A 17,023-nucleotide genomic window follows, 5' to 3' on the forward strand; every position below is an offset into this window, starting at 1 on the left:
AAATATCCACATCACTGCATTTATAAAAGCTATATTGTCTCTTGCAATACCTCCCCAACAACCTTTCTGACCAGATAAATGACTTTCTATCTTATTCCAAAGCTCATCGCTTATATCATGTCTTCTATGTGCTAAACTCATTGCTTCTTATCGCCTATTTTTATTACTACAATTATAATAACAAATCACATAAAATTATGCAATCACAATCTCGTGACGACATACCCTAAAATACACAGCAAAATAGTCATCAAATTTCTATATTTATTCAATAAGCACAATAGTTTTAATTTAACTTGACAATGAATTTTAAATGTATATATTGCATCATGTAAACCGGGCAAAACGGAGGACGGTCTAAATTAAGTGAAGAATGGTCGGTATTCTGTTTTCTAGCCTGGATATTTCATGAAGGAGGTATTTATAAAAATAAAATGGCAATATCGCTTATAAGCGGTCATGGATATGTTAATTTTCACTTAAATTATGTCTAGATATGCAATTTTTCCTGATTTAAGATAGAATCCCCCCTTACCCCCATTTTTTATTGTACCGGGGACAGTACCATATTAGCTATATTCTATAGCTAATTTTTTCATAACACTATCCCATATATGTTGGTAAGGATAAGATGAAGACAACAAGAAATTAATGCTCCTAGTACTACAGTTGTAGATTGAATGTGAGTGTTCACGATTTTTTTGCTATTTTTTTTGTGATGAATAAAAAACCTGATCACCAAGCGTCATTGCGAGGAGACCGTAAGGTCAACGAAGCAATCCATTTCTAATCACTTTCCTGGATTGCTTCGTCGGTCTGGCAACCACAACTGTTGAAAGTTAGAAGGTAAAGCGGGTTTTAGATAGGTTTTCTGTCATTGCGAGACCACGCAAGTAGGTCGTGGCAATCCATCTTTGGTTACTTTTGTGGATTGCTTCGTCGACCTACGGTCTTTCTCGCTAATAGACGTTGACCACATACGACTTTTAAACTATCCGGTCTAAAACCACTTCCTCTTCTAACTTTCAACAGTTGTGATCTAGACCCCGCGCCGAAGCAGGGGTGACATTTGTCTTCTTTTTATGGATTGCCACGCCACCTACGGTGGCTCGCAATGACGCCAATTATTTTTTTGCAACTTTTAAACTGCCATGATTACCTCTAAAACCTGCATCCTCTTCTAATTTTAACAATTGTGCCTATTACCTTTCCCGTCCTGTGCTTTGGGCTTTGGGCTTTGTTATTGCTATTTCCAAGAGCTATTTTCATAGCATTACCAATTTGCACTAGTGTGGATAGCGGTTTTAAAGTAGTTTTTAATGATGTCAGATCTTGTAAAAAATGTGCAGGAAGGATATTTTTTGTTTTATCTTTAACTAAATTTACAAAAGTTGAAACGATTTTTTCTCTGTTTGGTGTTAATTTGACTGCTTCTTGTATTTGAGATGTGATAGTAAATATATTTTTTGTTGCTTTATAACAACAATCTAATTTTTCAATGATGCTTTTATTAGGATTTAATGTAGCGAGGAGGTTTTCTTTTATAGCGGATAATTCTGGTTCGATTGAATTTTTTAGAGCTTTCTCTTTATTTGGCGTATATCCAAGGATTTTACCCACGCCGTCAGATATGGCGCTAATAACCCCAATTATACTACCTTTACTATAGGGAATTTCTTCAGACAAGTCAATAAGTTTTTTAAAAGAATCTTTTTCTTTTGGATATTGTGCAACCGATTTTTTAACTTTGTTCAAAGAGTCACTATCCAACCCTAACGCCGCTACAGCTACAGGTGAAGCTCCAGTTATCTCTGATATTTCAGCAATTTGTTTTGCTTTGCAGCATTTTTCTTTAAGATCTGGATGCTGTTCTATTTTTACTAATTTTTCTTCAACTGTTCCTAGTTTTGCCTTCCAATTATCTACTGTCTTTGTTAGATTTTCCGTACTGAGAAAAGATTTTACCGAATCTAACAAGCCACTTCCTTTGAGTACCAAACCAACTATCGGCATTTGTATAGATATTAAAGCAATTAATAAATTTCCACAAAAATCGATAATCTTTTCTGACGCTCCAGGATACGAGGCATTTAGTTTATTTTGAAACTGTAAAATGCTTTCAAGAATGTTTATTATGTATTCAATAAAAGTACTTTCAAAAAACCACATTTCCTCTTTTGTTTGTTCTTGTTCGTCAAGATATTTATCTAAATCATCTAAGGAGTTGCCGACTGTTTTTTTAAAAGCTTCAGCTATTTCTCGGGTTTGTTGTTGAGCATGTTGTTGATCATTCGAATCTGAATCTACAAATATGTCATATATATAACCAGCTCTTTTCTTTATGTTTTTTAAGTTACTAGAAAACATTTTGAATGTATTCGTAGAATCAAACTTTAATTGCTGTACAGTAGAAGCAATTGAAGGGTTTGATAAGATACTAGGTAAAGCACTTTTTGCAAGGAAAGAATATAAGTTAGGCATAATAAATTTAATTTAAATTTTTTAATTGATAATCTACCATATTGTTTAAAGATAATACAAATAAAAACTATAGTTTAACACTGTTATGTTGCTCTTAAGGTTAGTTTTTGATATGTTACATATTAGCTATAATATGTTAGCTTTTGCAATAGGTCAATTTTTAGCTCAATGATAGCTTTAACTTGTTGCAGAATCTACCAATTTTTTAACATAAACATATTTAGAATCAGCTATGTATAAATTTACACGTTTTGTTACGCATTTTTCCATTATCATTTTGTTCAATTGTTCAGTTTTGGCTGTCGACTTACCTAGCGCTTTATCTAGTGCGTATGATAATAATGGCGATTTAAAAATCCTTAGACAGAATTTTTTAGCTGAGGTTGAGCAATTCTCTGCAGCTTTTTCAGGTTTTATGCCTAGCATATCTTATAATATTGATTATAATGTTAGTGGTAGTAAACCGGATAGTCAATATGCTCATTCTTCTAAAAAAGAGGTAAGATCAAAACAAGGAGCTTTTATTTTAGAGCAGCCTATATTTAATGGTGGTAGTAGTGTTGCAACTTTGAAATCTGCCCAGTCAGCTTTCAGGGCATCGCGTGCTAAATATTATGAGGGAGAGCAGAAGGTTCTTTTAAGCTTAATAAAAAATTATCTCGAATGTTATGAAGCAAAAGAAAAATATGAGATTTCTGAAATTAGTGTAAAAACTAACAAACATCAATTAGCAACCATTCAAGAAAAACTAAAATTAGGTGAAGCAACATCAATAGATTTCGCTAGTGCCAAGGCATCTCTTGCAGCATCTGAGACTAATAGATTAAACCTATATGCTAATTATCAAGCAACAAAAGCAAACTTCATTCGTCTGTTTGGTATAGAAGCTGATGATATTGCTATGCCTTCTATGCCGGACAATTTGCCTAATTCATTAGAGGGTTTAATACAGAGAGCGGTAAATGTTAATCCTAGCATAGATAGTACAAGACATAGTGTTAGAAGTCATAAAGCTGCCGAGATAGCAGCAAAGACTGAACTTTTGCCTAAGGTAAGTTTTAAAGTTCAATCTGGTAAAACTTACTATATTCCAGAAAAGCCAATGGATCGCCTCAATAATAGAAGCACCACATCAACCTTATCAGTTAATATACCTATTTATTCTAAGGGTACTGAATATTCAAAAATTAGGAAAGCTAAAAATAGTACTAGGAGTGCTGTTATTCAACTTGATGATACAATAAAACAAATACGGGCAAGTGCTATTGGTAGTTGGGAAGGATTTGAAGCAGCAAAATCTAGAATTATTGCCGCATCGCAAGGGGTAGAAGCTGCCCAAATAGCTTATGATGGGACAATGCAGGAAGAAGTTGTTGGCTCTAAAACAGTCTTAGAAGTTTTTACTGCTGAAGAAAAATTATATAATGCTAAGATAGCAAAAGTTGATGCACATAAAGACTCTATCTTAATGGCTTACCAAATTAAATCTTTATTGGGAGAATTGACGGCAAAAAGCTTGAATTTGAAAGTTAAATATTTTACTCCTGAAGATGAGTTTAAGGGACTTAAGAAAAAGCTTATTATAGGTTTTTAATTATGAGTAAAGATCATAAGAAAAATCAAGATATGTCAATTGAGGAAATATTGAAATCAATTAAAGGGATGATTGATAATCGTAGTGGCAGCCAATCTAATGATGACGATATATTAGAATTGACTAATATAGTAGGTGAGGGGGAAGTCTTGCATGAGAAAACCTGGGTTAAAGAAGATGGACTAGAGGATAATCCCCAGAGCCAATTAACAGAAGAATTATTGCAGGAATCGTTGATATCCGATAAATCGGCAGCAGAAACTACTAAGATTTTTCAACATTTCTCGAAAGCAGCTCAAGAGATTAATGCAAATGCAAACTCTAAGGTTAAAACGTTAGAGGAGCTAGTTGTTGAGATGATAAGACCGCAACTGAGACAATGGTTAGATAAAAATTTGCCTTTATTAGTAAAGCAGTTAGTAGAAAAAGAGATTCAAAAGTTATTGCCAAATGATCAAGCTAAATGAGAGATAGCAAAAATAACTTAGTGCAGGAAGTAAATTATGTTACAATAGACCTCTTGCATAACCTAATCTAATTGGCACGTACATCTTAGTACGTTGCGGTACTCGACTTCGTTTTTCCTAAAAATTCCTCAATTATCTTTAGGTTATGCAAGAGGTCTAATTACAGTGATGTCATAAGGTTAGTTGAGTTAGCTATACTAATAATATAAAATAATGTGAGAATTCTAATGTACTTTAATAGAACTCTTGAAAATGAGAGTAGGAGTTTTGTCATTCTAAAATTATTAGCTAGATTAAGTTGTAAAAAATTTCTGGTAATATTTCTAATAACTATTTTTTTGTTTACAGATAAGGTTTATTCTGCCCCACCACCTCTTCCTCCAGCATTACCACAATTAGAAAATGATAAAGTCAATAAACATCAAGAAGATTCAGGAGAAACAGATTCTTTGCTGAAAAAAATACAGCAGTTTACGCACTCCGAGAAAGATGCTCAAATACCAGAATCAGTAAAACCAATACCCACACCACAAGATAGCAGTAAGGAAGAGGGCGAAACAGATTCTTTCATTGATTTAGGAGATAATAAATTACCAATTCTAGAAAATACTCTAGATGATAAAAAAATAAATAACCTAAAAGAATCAGAACAATTAGATAAAATTCCATCTCAGAAAATTGAGCCAGAAGAGTCCAATAAAAACAATAATAATATTAATAACCATTCTACCCTACCACCAGCTGAAAATCATAATACAGAGAGTCAAGATACTGTGCCGCCTATAACTATGCCTGATAAAGAGAAAAATTCAGTAGAGTTGCAGCAAGTAGGTAGTGAAGATAAAAAGGAAGTGGTTATGCCTAATTTAGATATATTACCTTCTTCACAAGAAAAAAAGCCGACTGAGGCTCAAGCAACTCCCCATATCATACCAGCAATATTACCTAAGGAAAGTACTGAACCTAAAGTGACTGAACCTACCATTGTACCTGTTATTCCTAAAGGCTCTCCAGTTTCTGTAATACCGCAAGCTCAAACACCTGTACCAGTATTCGTAAAAGATAATAAGCCATCAGAGCAATCTAGTAAGGTTGTTAAAGAGAGAACAGTAAATAACAAACAGCCTGATAAATCTACTCCAATTGCTAAAAGTTTAACTAGTAGTATTAAAGAAATATCACCGGAAATGGCTCTGTTCATAGAAGATGAAAAACAAATGTTATTTTTGCCAGATGATGATATAGTATTGGGAGAACTTACAGAAGAGGCAAGATTAAATCAAATGGCGATGTATGCATTTATTCAAATGTTTAAGAGAATTTATGATAGTGAGCATAGAGAGAATCAAAGAAAGATAATAAATAGGTTTATTGATAATTATAATAGTGATGTGCATGTTGCTAGTAGTATAGTAAATGATGCAACAGATAGAGCTTTTGAAGCAGTTAGAAAAAATAATTTATTTGCTCTTAGGGTTCTTTTGGATAATTACTCAATCATTCAAAAAAGGGGGAATGATAATTACACTCTTTTACATGAAGCTGCAGAAATTGGCAATTATTATATGGCAAAATTTTTGATTATGCGTGGGATAAACATTAAGGCTACTGATTATCATTATAGAACAGCATTAGGAATTTCTGATGAACAAAATAATAATGTTAGCTGTTTGATAAGGAAGGCAACAGCAAATTAGTTTCGAAAGAAGGAATCATAAAAACTATTACTTTCCCTATCATGTCTTTTTGTGTTTTTTAAAATTTAGATTTTTCCTAATAGTTCAAACATAGTTTTACCGATATCAGCTGGCGATCTAGTGATAGTGACCCCTGCACTCTGTAGTACCTCCAATTTATGTTCAGCTGACCCTTGTCCATTAGAAATAATCGCACCAGCATGCCCCATCCTTTTTCCTTCAGGAGCAGTAATACCAGCAATAAAACTAACTATTGGTTTTTTAATCTTTGAACTTTTTATTAATTCAGCAGCTTTTTCTTCAGCATCTCCACCTATTTCACCAATCATAATAATCGATTCTGTTTCATCATCTTTTAAAAACATTTCAATACAATCAACAAAATCAGTACCATTAACTGGATCCCCACCAATACCAATACAGGTGGATTGACCAAGACCAATAGCTGTAGTCTGTGCTACTGCTTCGTAAGTTAAAGTACCTGACCGAGATATAATTCCAACTCTTCCTCTCTTGTGAATATAACCAGGCATTATACCAATTTTACACTCATCAGGAGTAATAATACCTGGACAATTAGGCCCAATTAATCTAGTTTTTGATCCTACTAATGCCCTTTTGACCTTTATCATATCAAGTACTGGTATACCCTCTGTAATACACACTACTAATTTAATACCTGCATCTATAGCTTCCAAAATTGAATCAGACGCAAATAGTGGTGGAACATAAACAACGCTGGCAGTAGCCTCAGTTTTTTCAACTGCTTCATGTACTGTATTATATACAGGTATATCTAAATGAGTATTACCACCTTTTCCAGGCGTCACTCCTCCTACCATCTTAGTGCCATAATTGATGGCTTGTTCAGAATGAAAAGTCCCTTGGGAACCAGTAAAACCCTGGCAAATTACTTTTGTGTTTTTATCAACTAATATTGACATATATACCTTTTCCGTATTTTTTAAGATAATGATTAAAATAGACCTCTTTTGAGACTAAAAAGCTGTAATAAAGTACCCTTTTAATTTTATAAAACATCTTGGGTTATAACAGAACCCAATCTTAATTAGTTCCTAGAAATTAAAAAATTATTTTGTTACAATGATTAATTTAATAATTTACTGTAGTTTCAGTAATTCATTGATTTTAGTAATAGATAGTCCAGTAATTCTCGCTACTTCTTCAATAGAGTTACCATTGTTTATCATCATTTTTATTAATTTTAGCTTCACCTTTAGCTTTACCTCTAGCTTCTCCCCTAGCTTCTCCGATTTTAATACCATCCTGTAGCCCTATCTCTATCCCTTCTTCTTTCCATACTTGAGCTATACTAGGCATAAGTTCTTCTCCTTTTTCTTTAGTTAAACTATTTTTTAATATTTTTCTAACTCTATTTTATCATTTTGCTCAATAAAGGTCAAAGTATAGCTCAATAGATTTCTTATATGGTCATGGCCTATTGTTATTTTACTCAATTTAGGCAAGAGATGAGAAATTTCCTGCCATCTTTTCAGTAATTGACGTTCGTGGATGTGTTTGAGGAAAAATAACAAAATCCCAGACCATACTTTTTCCTTAAGTTCTTCATCAGGAATATCATGTACATTAATAAGCTGACAATCATTTGTCCAAAAGCCTCTGGCTAAATCTGGATGGCTAAATAAATGCCATATATTAAGAGGTGCGTTATATTTCTTCTTGCCATTATAAGTATTAAGGGATAAATTAATGGAAGGCTTTTATAGTCAATTGATGAGAAGTTGGGGACGTCGTCACTCGTCGCTCGCCTATTACTTATAGGCGTCGCTCCGTCGTTCCTAGCCCCAAATTCTCCTGAATTGACTATAGCTTTAGGATTAGTAGTTAAATATAGATCACAAATGTTAATCATATATTTAAATAACCTAAATGCCATCATTTTATCAACAGTACTTTGATGTTCCAATAGCAAAAAAATATAGCCATCCTGATCATTAAACTTAACAGAAAATAATACATCTGAAATAGTTTCAGAAAGGTCTGACTCAATAAAACTATCTTTTTCTAATTTTAAAGATGTACTATCGATTAAAGCCAGCACATCTTTAGGCAAATGAGTTGCCAAAAATTCTTTAGCAACTATGGGATTCTCCATAGATTTGCGAAAGATTTCGTCATGTTTTGGCTTGTCTGAGGTCATAATTTCCCAGGATGTTTTGGCACTAAAGTTAAAAAATTATTTCGTAATAATGCCTAAGTTCATACAATTACTTTACCGCAGCGACAATTTTAACAGCAGCATCACCTAAATCATTTGCAGCGATTATTTTTAAACCAGAATTTGCTAAAATATTTTTACCTAATTCAAAATTGGTGCCGGCTAAACGTACAACTAGTGGAACTTTAATACCAATCTCTTTTACTGCAGCAATAATCCCTTCAGCAATTATATCGCAACGCATTATACCACCAAAAATATTAACTAAAACTCCCTGTACATGCAGGTCTGATAAAATTATTTTTAGAGCCTCCGTTACTTTTTCACGATCAGCTCCACCGCCAACATCCAAGAAATTTGCTGGTTCAGCACCATAAAGCTTAATAATATCCATTGTTGCCATAGCTAACCCAGCACCATTTACCATACAACCAATAGTACCATCCATCTTGACATAACTAAGACCAAGGCTATTTGCTTGCATTTCAAGAGCATTTTCTTCATCATTATCTCGCATATTTAAAATATCAGGATGTTTAAATAATGCATTATCATCAAAGTTAATTTTAGCATCAAGTGCCAATAAACTACCATCAGGTTTGGTTATTAATGGATTAATTTCAATTTGGTTAGCATCAGTTGCTATAAAAGCCTGATAGGTTGATTCAACAATTTTCATCATTTGTTTAGCTTGTTCATTTTTAAAGCCAAGCTTGTATGCTATTTGACGACAATGAAATGGTTGTATACCCGTTGCCGGATCAACTGATATTTTGATAATTTTCTGTGGGGTATTATGAGCAACCTCTTCAATATCTACACCACCTTCAGTAGAAGCTATAAAAGTTACTTTACTATTACTACGATCAAAAACAGCACTAAAATAATATTCTTTTAGAATATCACAGCCAGATTCAATATATAAACGACGAACCTTTTGCCCAGCAGATGATGTTTGATGAGTTACTAGGTCAATTCCAAACATCGCGTGAGCTGCCTTCTTTGCCTCTTCTTTGCTTTTTACAACTTTTACACCCCCAGCTTTTCCCCTACCGCCTGCGTGAATTTGGGCTTTAACCACATATATTTCTGCCTCTAAATCATCAATTAGTCTATCGATATCTTCTTTTTGCGATATCACAACTCCCTTAGAAGTAGGTATACCATATTGTCTCAAAATCATCTTTGCTTGGTATTCATGAATATTCATTTTGATAATTTTTTAAATAATTTAATCCTATATTCTTATACAATAAATGTTACCCATCTGTAAAGCATCATTTAGTTTTGTCATTATCCCACATCCGCTAATCTAGGAGACTACAGTCAATTGATTATTAATAATTCTACTTCTTATATTTCTTAGTTGCACCTTATGGTATTTATCATAGTCAGTCAATAATATTGACACACCTGCCAGTACAAAATATAATATACTTTAATATTGTGAGATGTATCCAATTCGCACTTGACATATTATCAAAATAAATCATTATGTTGTAATTTTTAAAATTTATTTAACCCGAATTTATGATTATATACGATTATATAATAGTTGGTAGTGGTTTTGCTGGCTCTATTCTTGCAGAAAGAATAGCCTCGCAACTTAACCAAAGGGTGTTGGTCATAGAGAAAAGACCCCATATCGCTGGTAATATGTATGATTATAAAGATGTTAATAATATATTGGTTCATAAATATGGTCCCCATCTATTTCGCACCAATGAAGATAAAGTAAAAAATTATTTAAGTAATTTTACTCATTGGTATCCATACCAACATAAAGTTTTAGCTAAAATAAACGATCAATTAGTGCCAGTACCATTTAATCTAACCTCTTTAGAGCTTCTATTGCCAGTTGAAAAAGCCCTGTTATACAAAGATAAGTTAATTGTAAACTTTGGTATGGAGACTAAAGTATCCGTTTCTAAGCTAAGAAATTTTGATGATGGTGATATAAGAGAGTTAGGGGACTTTATATTTAAAACATTATATTTGAACTATACAGTAAAACAATGGGGCGATAAACCGGAAAATTTGGATTTTGAGACCATAACGGCTAGAGTTCCTGTACATATTTCTTATGATGATAGGTATTTTCAACAAAAATTTCAAGCTTTACCAGTTGAAGGTTATACGGCAATGTTTGAGAAAATGTTAAGTCATGATAATATTGATATTCTACTAAATACCGATTCTAAAGATTTATTGAAAATAGACCTTAATAATAAAGCCATCCTTTTTAAAGGGCAAAAATATGAAGGTAATATAATATATACTGGCTCTATAGATGAATTGTTTAATTATCATTTAGGGGAGTTGCCGTACAGATCATTAAAATTCACAACTGAAACACATGATGAAGCTTTATTACAACGGGTAACTACTGTAAATTACCCCAATACCGAATTATATACTAGGATTACTGAGTATAATCATACTATGAGGGTACCTAATAACAAGAAGACAGTACTGATGTATGAATACCCACAAGAATATGATAGAACTAACCCTGAGAAGGATATACCTTATTATCCAATACCCAAAGATTGTAATAGTGAGTTGTTTAATAAATACAAAGAAATAGCTAAAAATTTTTCTAGTCTAAGGCTGATCGGAAGACTAGCTGAGTATCGATATTATGATATGGATGATATAATATTAAGGGCTTTAAAGGAGTTTGAAGATATAGAATCATTAACTAAAATAACAGCTTTATAATTATTTGAGAATGACCCTCCCCATAGACCTAAAACAAAAAATTATTACGTTACCAACTAATAAACTTAATGGTTTATATGTAAAACATAATAAAGAAGATGATAATATCACAATCATTAACTCATCAAATGAACTAAGATATATAACTATAGATAGGCAGTTTGTCCTATTTAAGGGGGAACAATTTATTAGTTTGCTTAATAAAGGAACTTTGGTTAAGGGTGAAATATCCTTTACAGTTGCTAGAAAATTGACGTTTTTAAATTCAGAATTAGAAGTCCCTTTATCTAATTTAGAATGTTTTAAAATTGTGCTTACCTTAAAAGCTAACACGGAAGTTAAAATAAAACAATTTACTTATTACATAACTAAAAAAAGTAAATTTGACAATCCTGTTTCTACAGCTGATACATTGATAATTTCTCCTGGATATCCTAGTTCTGCAAACCTGTATAATTTTGGTTTTGTTCATACTTCTATTAAAGCTTTTACCAATCATAATATTAAGCCAGAGGTTTTTTGTCATGATGATAATAATAGTTTTGTAAATGAATTTGATGGTGTAAAAGTTTATTATAATAGTTTAAGTTTTTTAAAAAATATAATAACTAATTCTAATTTTAAGAGAGTTATAATTCATTTTATTAATGAGAAATTACAAGATATTATTGATAGTGTAATTTTTTATCATGGTATAAAAATTTATTGTTACATTCATGGTGCGGAAGCACTTTACAGATATCAAGAATCATTTTGTGTGGCGTATGATGGGACATATAATCCCTATATTACGACTTGGCAAATGAGAATAAAAGATTTAATGTATAAAAAATATGCAAATAATAAAAATATAAAATGGATATTTGCAAGCAATTGGTTAAAGGCAGAATCTGAGAAATATATAAATACCAATTTCAATAATTTTGCCATAATTCCAAATGGTATAGATACTGATATATTTAAATATGTTAAAAAATCTTCAGATGATAGGTTAAACATATTTACTTTAAGAAAATTCGATAATTACAATAACTATGCTTTAGATATAGTAATAGAGACCATCAATATTCTTCAGAATAAAGAATTTTTTAATCAACTAAACTTTTTTATTTATGGAGATGGTTTATTATTTAAAGATTTCTCAAAAAAAATACGATATCCTAATGTACATTTTATTCAAGGATTTCATACTCATGCTCAAATTAGCGAGCTTCATAAAAATTGTGGTATAATATTCCATCCAACAAGACTTGATAGTATGGGGGTTAGTTCTTTAGAAGGAGTAAGTTCTGGTTTAGCGTTAGTTAGTTCTAATGTTTGTGGCGTTCCAGAATTTATCAATCCTTCTTATGGTACTTTAAGTAATGATATAGAAAATCCGCAGTCTTATGCCAATATTATTGAGGATTTATTTTACAATCCAGATAGATTTTTAGAGTTAAGTGAGAAAATGTCTTATGATGTTTCTTCTAAATTTTCACGTAAAATGATTTTGGAAAAAGAATTACAATTATTTCAAAATGAACAAGAATTTTATATTAAACCTATAGAACATGAGCAAATAAAATTATTATGTATATGTGTTCCTGTTTACAATATTGAGCGTTATTTACCAAGATGCTTAAATTCTATTTTATCTTGTGAGAATAAGCATTTACTAGAAATATTAGTTATAAATGATGGCTCAACTGATAACACTCAATCAATTGCTGAAGAGTACCAAAATAAATTCCCAACTATTGTAACACTTATAAATCAAAGCAATAAGGGGCATGGTGGAGCAGTAAATACTGGTATTAAACATACTAAGTCAAAATATTTTAAAATAGTGGATGGAGATGATTGGGTAGATACTCAAGGGCTAGATAATTTCCTAAAATATTTAAATATGTTCGATGTTGATTTAATCTTACATGAATTATCGTATGACATGTTAGCTAATAGTACTATAAGAAGTGAGGATTGTTATACCCATCTTCCGTCTAAACAAATCTTAATTCTTGACCAAATAAAATTTGATTATTGGGGACCAATTTTATCAACTTCAACTTATAAAACTGATATTCTTAAGAAATCTAATATTATACTAACTGAAAAATGTTTTTATGTAGATATGGAATATAATGCGAAAGCTATACAATATGTTAAACAGGTTCTGTATTTAGATATACCACTTTATAAATATTATATAGGCAGACCTACCCAATCCATTGCGGCAACAGGATTTAAAATCCATGATCATGAAAAGATAATTCTCAATATTCTAAATTATTTGCAAACTAATGATGCCACCTTATACAATAAGCGATTAATAATGAATAAAATGTTATTTCATATGCTAAAAGGTCATAGAGATCGTATTTTGCAAGTCAGTCCTCTTAGCAAGGCTAATTTAGAATTTTTTAAAAAAGTTAAAGATATTAATAATATAATTAATTGGGATATTAATTCTCATGATATCAGTAGGGAATTAGATAATTACTTATCAAAAATGAGACTCGTTACAATAATAGATATTAAATTTGATAAATGTTTTAGTTATATCAAATTATTTATAAAAAACTTATTAATAATACCTTATACTCTAGGGTTGTTTACTTATAAAATACTAAACACTTATGATATCTATTATTTTAATAAGTATGCAAAAATATTAGCGAATATACTTATGCTACCAAAAAAAATAGCCAGTATAATATTAAAAAGATAATGAAGAAGGAATGAGTTGAGCCTGATTAATTTCTTGAATTTACCATTGAATAATCTAGTATAAAAGATATATAGTCAATTAACTTGAATTGGCAACGTTATAAATCGATTAGTATTTAGCCTTAACGTCATAGCTCAAAGCCACTTTAGTCCCAACTGTTGAAAGTTAGAAGGTAAAGCTGGTTTTAGATAGGTTTTCTGTCATTGCGAGACCACGCAAGTAGGTCGTGGCAATCCATCTTTGGTTACTTTTATGGATTGCTTCGGAGGCGTACGCCTACTCGCTAATAGACAGCACGATGGGTGCTTATTCGGCACCAATTCAGGTTAACTGACTATAGAACTGGTTAGCTACACTTAATTTTTTAACATAATTTATAGTGATTGGATATTTGTATGACCAATAAAGCTCTTGATCTCTTTTTAAGATACTATCTTTTTATAATAGTTGCATTATTAAATGCTGGCTGTTCTCATAAAAGAGTGGAGGCTTTATCTAAGCCGCATCCTGATATTGTAAGCTTTCAAAATGATTTTGCTCATTTACAAAGAGAACTTCCTGTATTGCAAAAGAAAAACTTACTTTTCCTAGCCCCTGTGCCAGTTGCAAATTATGGTGACAGAGAAGGTAAAAAAGTATCAATGGTTATAGTTCACCATACTGGTATATCAACATTAAAAGATACAAAAGAATTGCTAAACAAAATAGGTCTGTCTGCTCATTTTATTGTAGATAAGGATGGCAGTATTACGTTAACGGTTCCTTTAGAAAAGCGAGCATACCATGCTGGTATTAGTTATGCTAAAATTAAAATGGGTGAGCAATTTGAAGAATTAACTGCTTTAAATAATTATTCTATCGGCATAGAAATAGTGAATACTGGGCGTGAATTGTTTTCACAACAGCAAATGGAATCTGTAAAAGAATTACTCCTATATCTTATGAAACGTTTTAAAATAAGAAAAGATATGATATTTAGTCATTCTGAAATAGGAACAATATTGTACAGTAAAGCATTTGATAGTTATGTGCTACGTAAAGTTGATCCGCATAGATTATTTGATTGGGAGTTATTGGAAAGAAATAATATAGGTCTTCATATAAATAATAGAATAGAATCCAACGAGGCTAAACGTTTAATGAATAAAGTATTATATAAAATGGGAGATAAAAACACAGATATTCTAAAATTAAAAGAAAGACTGAATAGATTTTTTTATAAGATACGACCTTGGAATGATAAAGAAGGTAAGGTAGTTTTGCCTGATGATCGTATCAATTATTCAAATGAATTTGATGAGAGTTTTATGTGGGTAGTATATCAGTTTTCGATACATAATCTACCAATAGAAATTAGGAAGGATTTACCCTTAAAACTTGAGCAACAAGATGTATTTCCTAAGTTTTTAGATAAGTATCGAGATAGTATTTATAGTGAATTCAATAATTTACACTCCAAAATTCATATGCTTGTTAAACCACGTGATTTAAATGAAAAAGACTATAAATATTTATTAACTTCCCTTACAAATTATGAACAAGAAGTATCACGTAATACGTTCAATAGCTTAATATATAAAATGGAAATATATTATAATTCTGATTTAAGGTATGATATAATCTTGCCATATAAGACCTTTAAAAACAATTTATTAAATAAAATAGATGTTTTACAACAAGATATTTTATCTTTGAAATCTTTAGATAGTCATAAAATTACTGAGGTTTCAAATTTAATAGCTATGTTCAAAACAAATATTTCTTCTGAATTTCAAAATCTTGAAAGAGAGTATTCTCAACAATATATAAAAGTATGGAAAAAAGAATTCCTACCTCTTATGAAAAAACAAGTTAAATGGACTGCCTTACATGAGGAAATATTAAAATACTTAGAGAAATCTAAATCACAAATTAATGAGACAAACTAAATATAGTCAAATTTTTTAAATAATTTGCATATATCTATTAGCGTAATGAATTTTTATGATAAAATGTATATATTTATTCACTACGAAATAAACAATCGGATTGTGAGTTATTAGCAGATTGGTTGCTCAACTCAACAAATCTACCATAACTCACAAATTGCGTAACATAAATAAAATTTTATATATGTTTTATCTCACCTAATCTTCTTTAATCAAAGAACGTATCAATGCATTAACAGCTTGTTGATGTGCAGGGTTACGAATCTTCATAAAGTTTCTTGATACTTCTATGCACATACGCTGATGTTGAGTATGTACAGGCTCGACATTATCCGCTCCTTCTAAACCATCATAAAAATAATCGATATTTTTTTCTAGTGCTTTAGCAATAAGAATCAGCCTACCCATTGGTATTCTATTAATGCCCTTTTCATATTTTTGTAACTGTTGATGTGTTACTACTATTACCTTTGCAAGTTGTTGACGTGACAACCCCTTAGCAAGCCTTAAAGAATAGATCTTTTCACCTATAAATTTGTCAGCTTTTTCTATAAAGTCATTCTTTCGTGCCATAGTTAACTCCTTTATGAATGAATTATTAAATTTTTGCAAATATACTTATTAATAAATGCAAAGATTACTGTCATATATTATATAACCTAGAAAGGCAACAATTAAATTAAAATAGGTTTATTTCTATGTAAACTAATCTACTATCAGTAAATATTGATATGTCGTTTGTTTACGCACAAGTAATACTTAATATTTTTTAACTTTTATATAATTATAATGATATTATAGATACTTGCCCGTCTTGTAAATCTATATTTTACAAAGTACAAGATGTCATTGCAAGGAGACCGTAAGGTCGACGAAGCAATCCAGGAAAATGATTAGAAATGGATTGCTTCGTCGACCTTACGGTCTCCTCGCAATCTGATATATCCCCACGAAATTGTTGCAAAATATCAAGAATTGATAGAATATCATCATTATTTAATGATGATGGAGATAGTAGGTTATACGTCAATTCGGGATAAGGTTATAATTTAGAGGAAAGTCGAAATTGCAATTTATGGAAGGTTTATTTTTCTTAAGAGAATAGGCAACTAGTGTAGAAAGTATATGAACAAAAGCATTTATAGGGGATCTGTGTCTAGTATGCTCAAGGTTCATTTTGTTCTTTAAATAATCAAAAACTGTTTCAATTAAATTACGTTTTCTT

At 31.1% G+C, this 17,023-nt stretch carries 15 protein-coding genes and 1 pseudogene; 6 read left to right on the top strand and 10 right to left on the bottom strand.

Annotated elements, in window-relative coordinates; translation table 11 throughout:
- Both RiCNE_RS08020 and RiCNE_RS04350 read right to left on the bottom strand, forming a co-directional pair.
- Nucleotides 1-141: pseudogene (locus tag RiCNE_RS08020) on the bottom strand (IS5/IS1182 family transposase); the annotation flags it as partial.
- A gap of 1,020 nt (nt 142-1,161) precedes the next feature.
- Entirely contained in the window at nt 1,162-2,481 is a 1,320-nt protein-coding gene (locus RiCNE_RS04350; RefSeq protein ID WP_094649389.1) for a hypothetical protein, read from the bottom strand.
- Between the two features lie 232 nt (nt 2,482-2,713).
- Between RiCNE_RS04350 and RiCNE_RS04355 the strand changes: the two genes are divergently transcribed.
- The 3 genes from RiCNE_RS04355 (at nt 2,714) to RiCNE_RS04365 (ending at nt 6,239) form a co-directional block, all read left to right on the top strand.
- Nucleotides 2,714-4,075, top strand: a complete 1,362-nt coding sequence (locus tag RiCNE_RS04355) for a TolC family protein (protein ID WP_094649390.1) — start codon at nt 2,714-2,716, stop codon at nt 4,073-4,075.
- A gap of 2 nt (nt 4,076-4,077) precedes the next feature.
- Nucleotides 4,078-4,542: a DUF2497 domain-containing protein gene (locus tag RiCNE_RS04360; RefSeq protein ID WP_094649391.1), complete on the top strand. Its 465-nt coding sequence runs from the start codon at nt 4,078-4,080 to the stop codon at nt 4,540-4,542.
- Nucleotides 4,543-4,769: 227 nt separating this feature from the next.
- The gene (locus RiCNE_RS04365) at nt 4,770-6,239 is read left to right on the top strand and encodes an ankyrin repeat domain-containing protein (RefSeq protein ID WP_094649392.1); all 1,470 of its coding nucleotides are present in this window, start codon (nt 4,770-4,772) and stop codon (nt 6,237-6,239) included.
- Between the two features lie 65 nt (nt 6,240-6,304).
- On the opposite strand, the gene sucD is transcribed toward RiCNE_RS04365, so the two are convergent.
- The 5 genes from sucD to sucC all read right to left on the bottom strand — a co-directional run bounded on the left by sucD (nt 6,305) and on the right by sucC (nt 9,649).
- Nucleotides 6,305-7,183, bottom strand: coding sequence for a succinate--CoA ligase subunit alpha (sucD, locus tag RiCNE_RS04370; protein ID WP_094649393.1), 879 nt, complete (start codon nt 7,181-7,183; stop codon nt 6,305-6,307).
- A 250-nt stretch (nt 7,184-7,433) separates the two neighbouring features.
- Nucleotides 7,434-7,580, bottom strand: coding sequence for a hypothetical protein (locus RiCNE_RS07530; protein WP_157905678.1), 147 nt, complete (start codon nt 7,578-7,580; stop codon nt 7,434-7,436).
- Between the two features lie 35 nt (nt 7,581-7,615).
- A complete protein-coding gene (locus RiCNE_RS08285) occupies nt 7,616-7,972 on the bottom strand; it encodes an Rpn family recombination-promoting nuclease/putative transposase (protein ID WP_094649394.1) in 357 nt (118 codons plus the stop codon).
- Nucleotides 7,885-8,421, bottom strand: coding sequence for an Rpn family recombination-promoting nuclease/putative transposase (locus RiCNE_RS08415; protein WP_094649395.1), 537 nt, complete (start codon nt 8,419-8,421; stop codon nt 7,885-7,887). The genes RiCNE_RS08285 and RiCNE_RS08415 overlap by 88 nt, the downstream gene beginning before the upstream one ends.
- Nucleotides 8,422-8,488: 67 nt before the next feature.
- Nucleotides 8,489-9,649, bottom strand: a complete 1,161-nt coding sequence (sucC, locus tag RiCNE_RS04385; protein WP_094649396.1) for an ADP-forming succinate--CoA ligase subunit beta — start codon at nt 9,647-9,649, stop codon at nt 8,489-8,491.
- 320 nt (nt 9,650-9,969) lie between these two features.
- Here sucC and glf point away from each other — a divergent pair, with 320 nt between their 5' ends.
- From glf to RiCNE_RS04400, 3 genes are all read left to right on the top strand, one after another.
- Nucleotides 9,970-11,160, top strand: coding sequence for a UDP-galactopyranose mutase (glf, locus tag RiCNE_RS04390; RefSeq protein ID WP_204839954.1), 1,191 nt, complete (start codon nt 9,970-9,972; stop codon nt 11,158-11,160).
- A gap of 10 nt (nt 11,161-11,170) precedes the next feature.
- Nucleotides 11,171-13,870 (top strand): glycosyltransferase, encoded by a 2,700-nt coding sequence (locus RiCNE_RS04395; protein WP_094649397.1) that lies wholly within the window; start codon nt 11,171-11,173, stop codon nt 13,868-13,870.
- 395 nt (nt 13,871-14,265) lie between these two features.
- Complete coding sequence (locus tag RiCNE_RS04400) at nt 14,266-15,798, top strand: N-acetylmuramoyl-L-alanine amidase (RefSeq protein ID WP_094649398.1); 1,533 nt, start codon at nt 14,266-14,268, stop codon at nt 15,796-15,798.
- 198 nt (nt 15,799-15,996) lie between these two features.
- Here RiCNE_RS04400 and RiCNE_RS04405 read toward each other — a convergent pair whose 3' ends face one another.
- The 3 genes from RiCNE_RS04405 to RiCNE_RS04410 form a co-directional block, all read right to left on the bottom strand.
- Nucleotides 15,997-16,371 carry a helix-turn-helix domain-containing protein gene (locus tag RiCNE_RS04405; protein WP_094649399.1) on the bottom strand — a complete coding sequence of 125 codons (375 nt, stop codon included), beginning with the start codon at nt 16,369-16,371 and terminating at the stop codon, nt 15,997-15,999.
- A 256-nt stretch (nt 16,372-16,627) separates the two neighbouring features.
- Complete coding sequence (locus RiCNE_RS07535; protein ID WP_157905679.1) at nt 16,628-16,828, bottom strand: hypothetical protein; 201 nt, start codon at nt 16,826-16,828, stop codon at nt 16,628-16,630.
- A partial coding sequence (locus RiCNE_RS04410) for a transposase (RefSeq protein WP_157905643.1) occupies nt 16,825-17,023 on the bottom strand: 199 nt, incomplete at its 5' end. The genes RiCNE_RS04410 and RiCNE_RS07535, both read right to left, overlap by 4 nt.

Origin of the sequence: Rickettsia endosymbiont of Culicoides newsteadi (assembly GCF_002259525.1) — a bacterium.
Classification (GTDB): Bacteria; Pseudomonadota; Alphaproteobacteria; order Rickettsiales; family Rickettsiaceae; genus Tisiphia.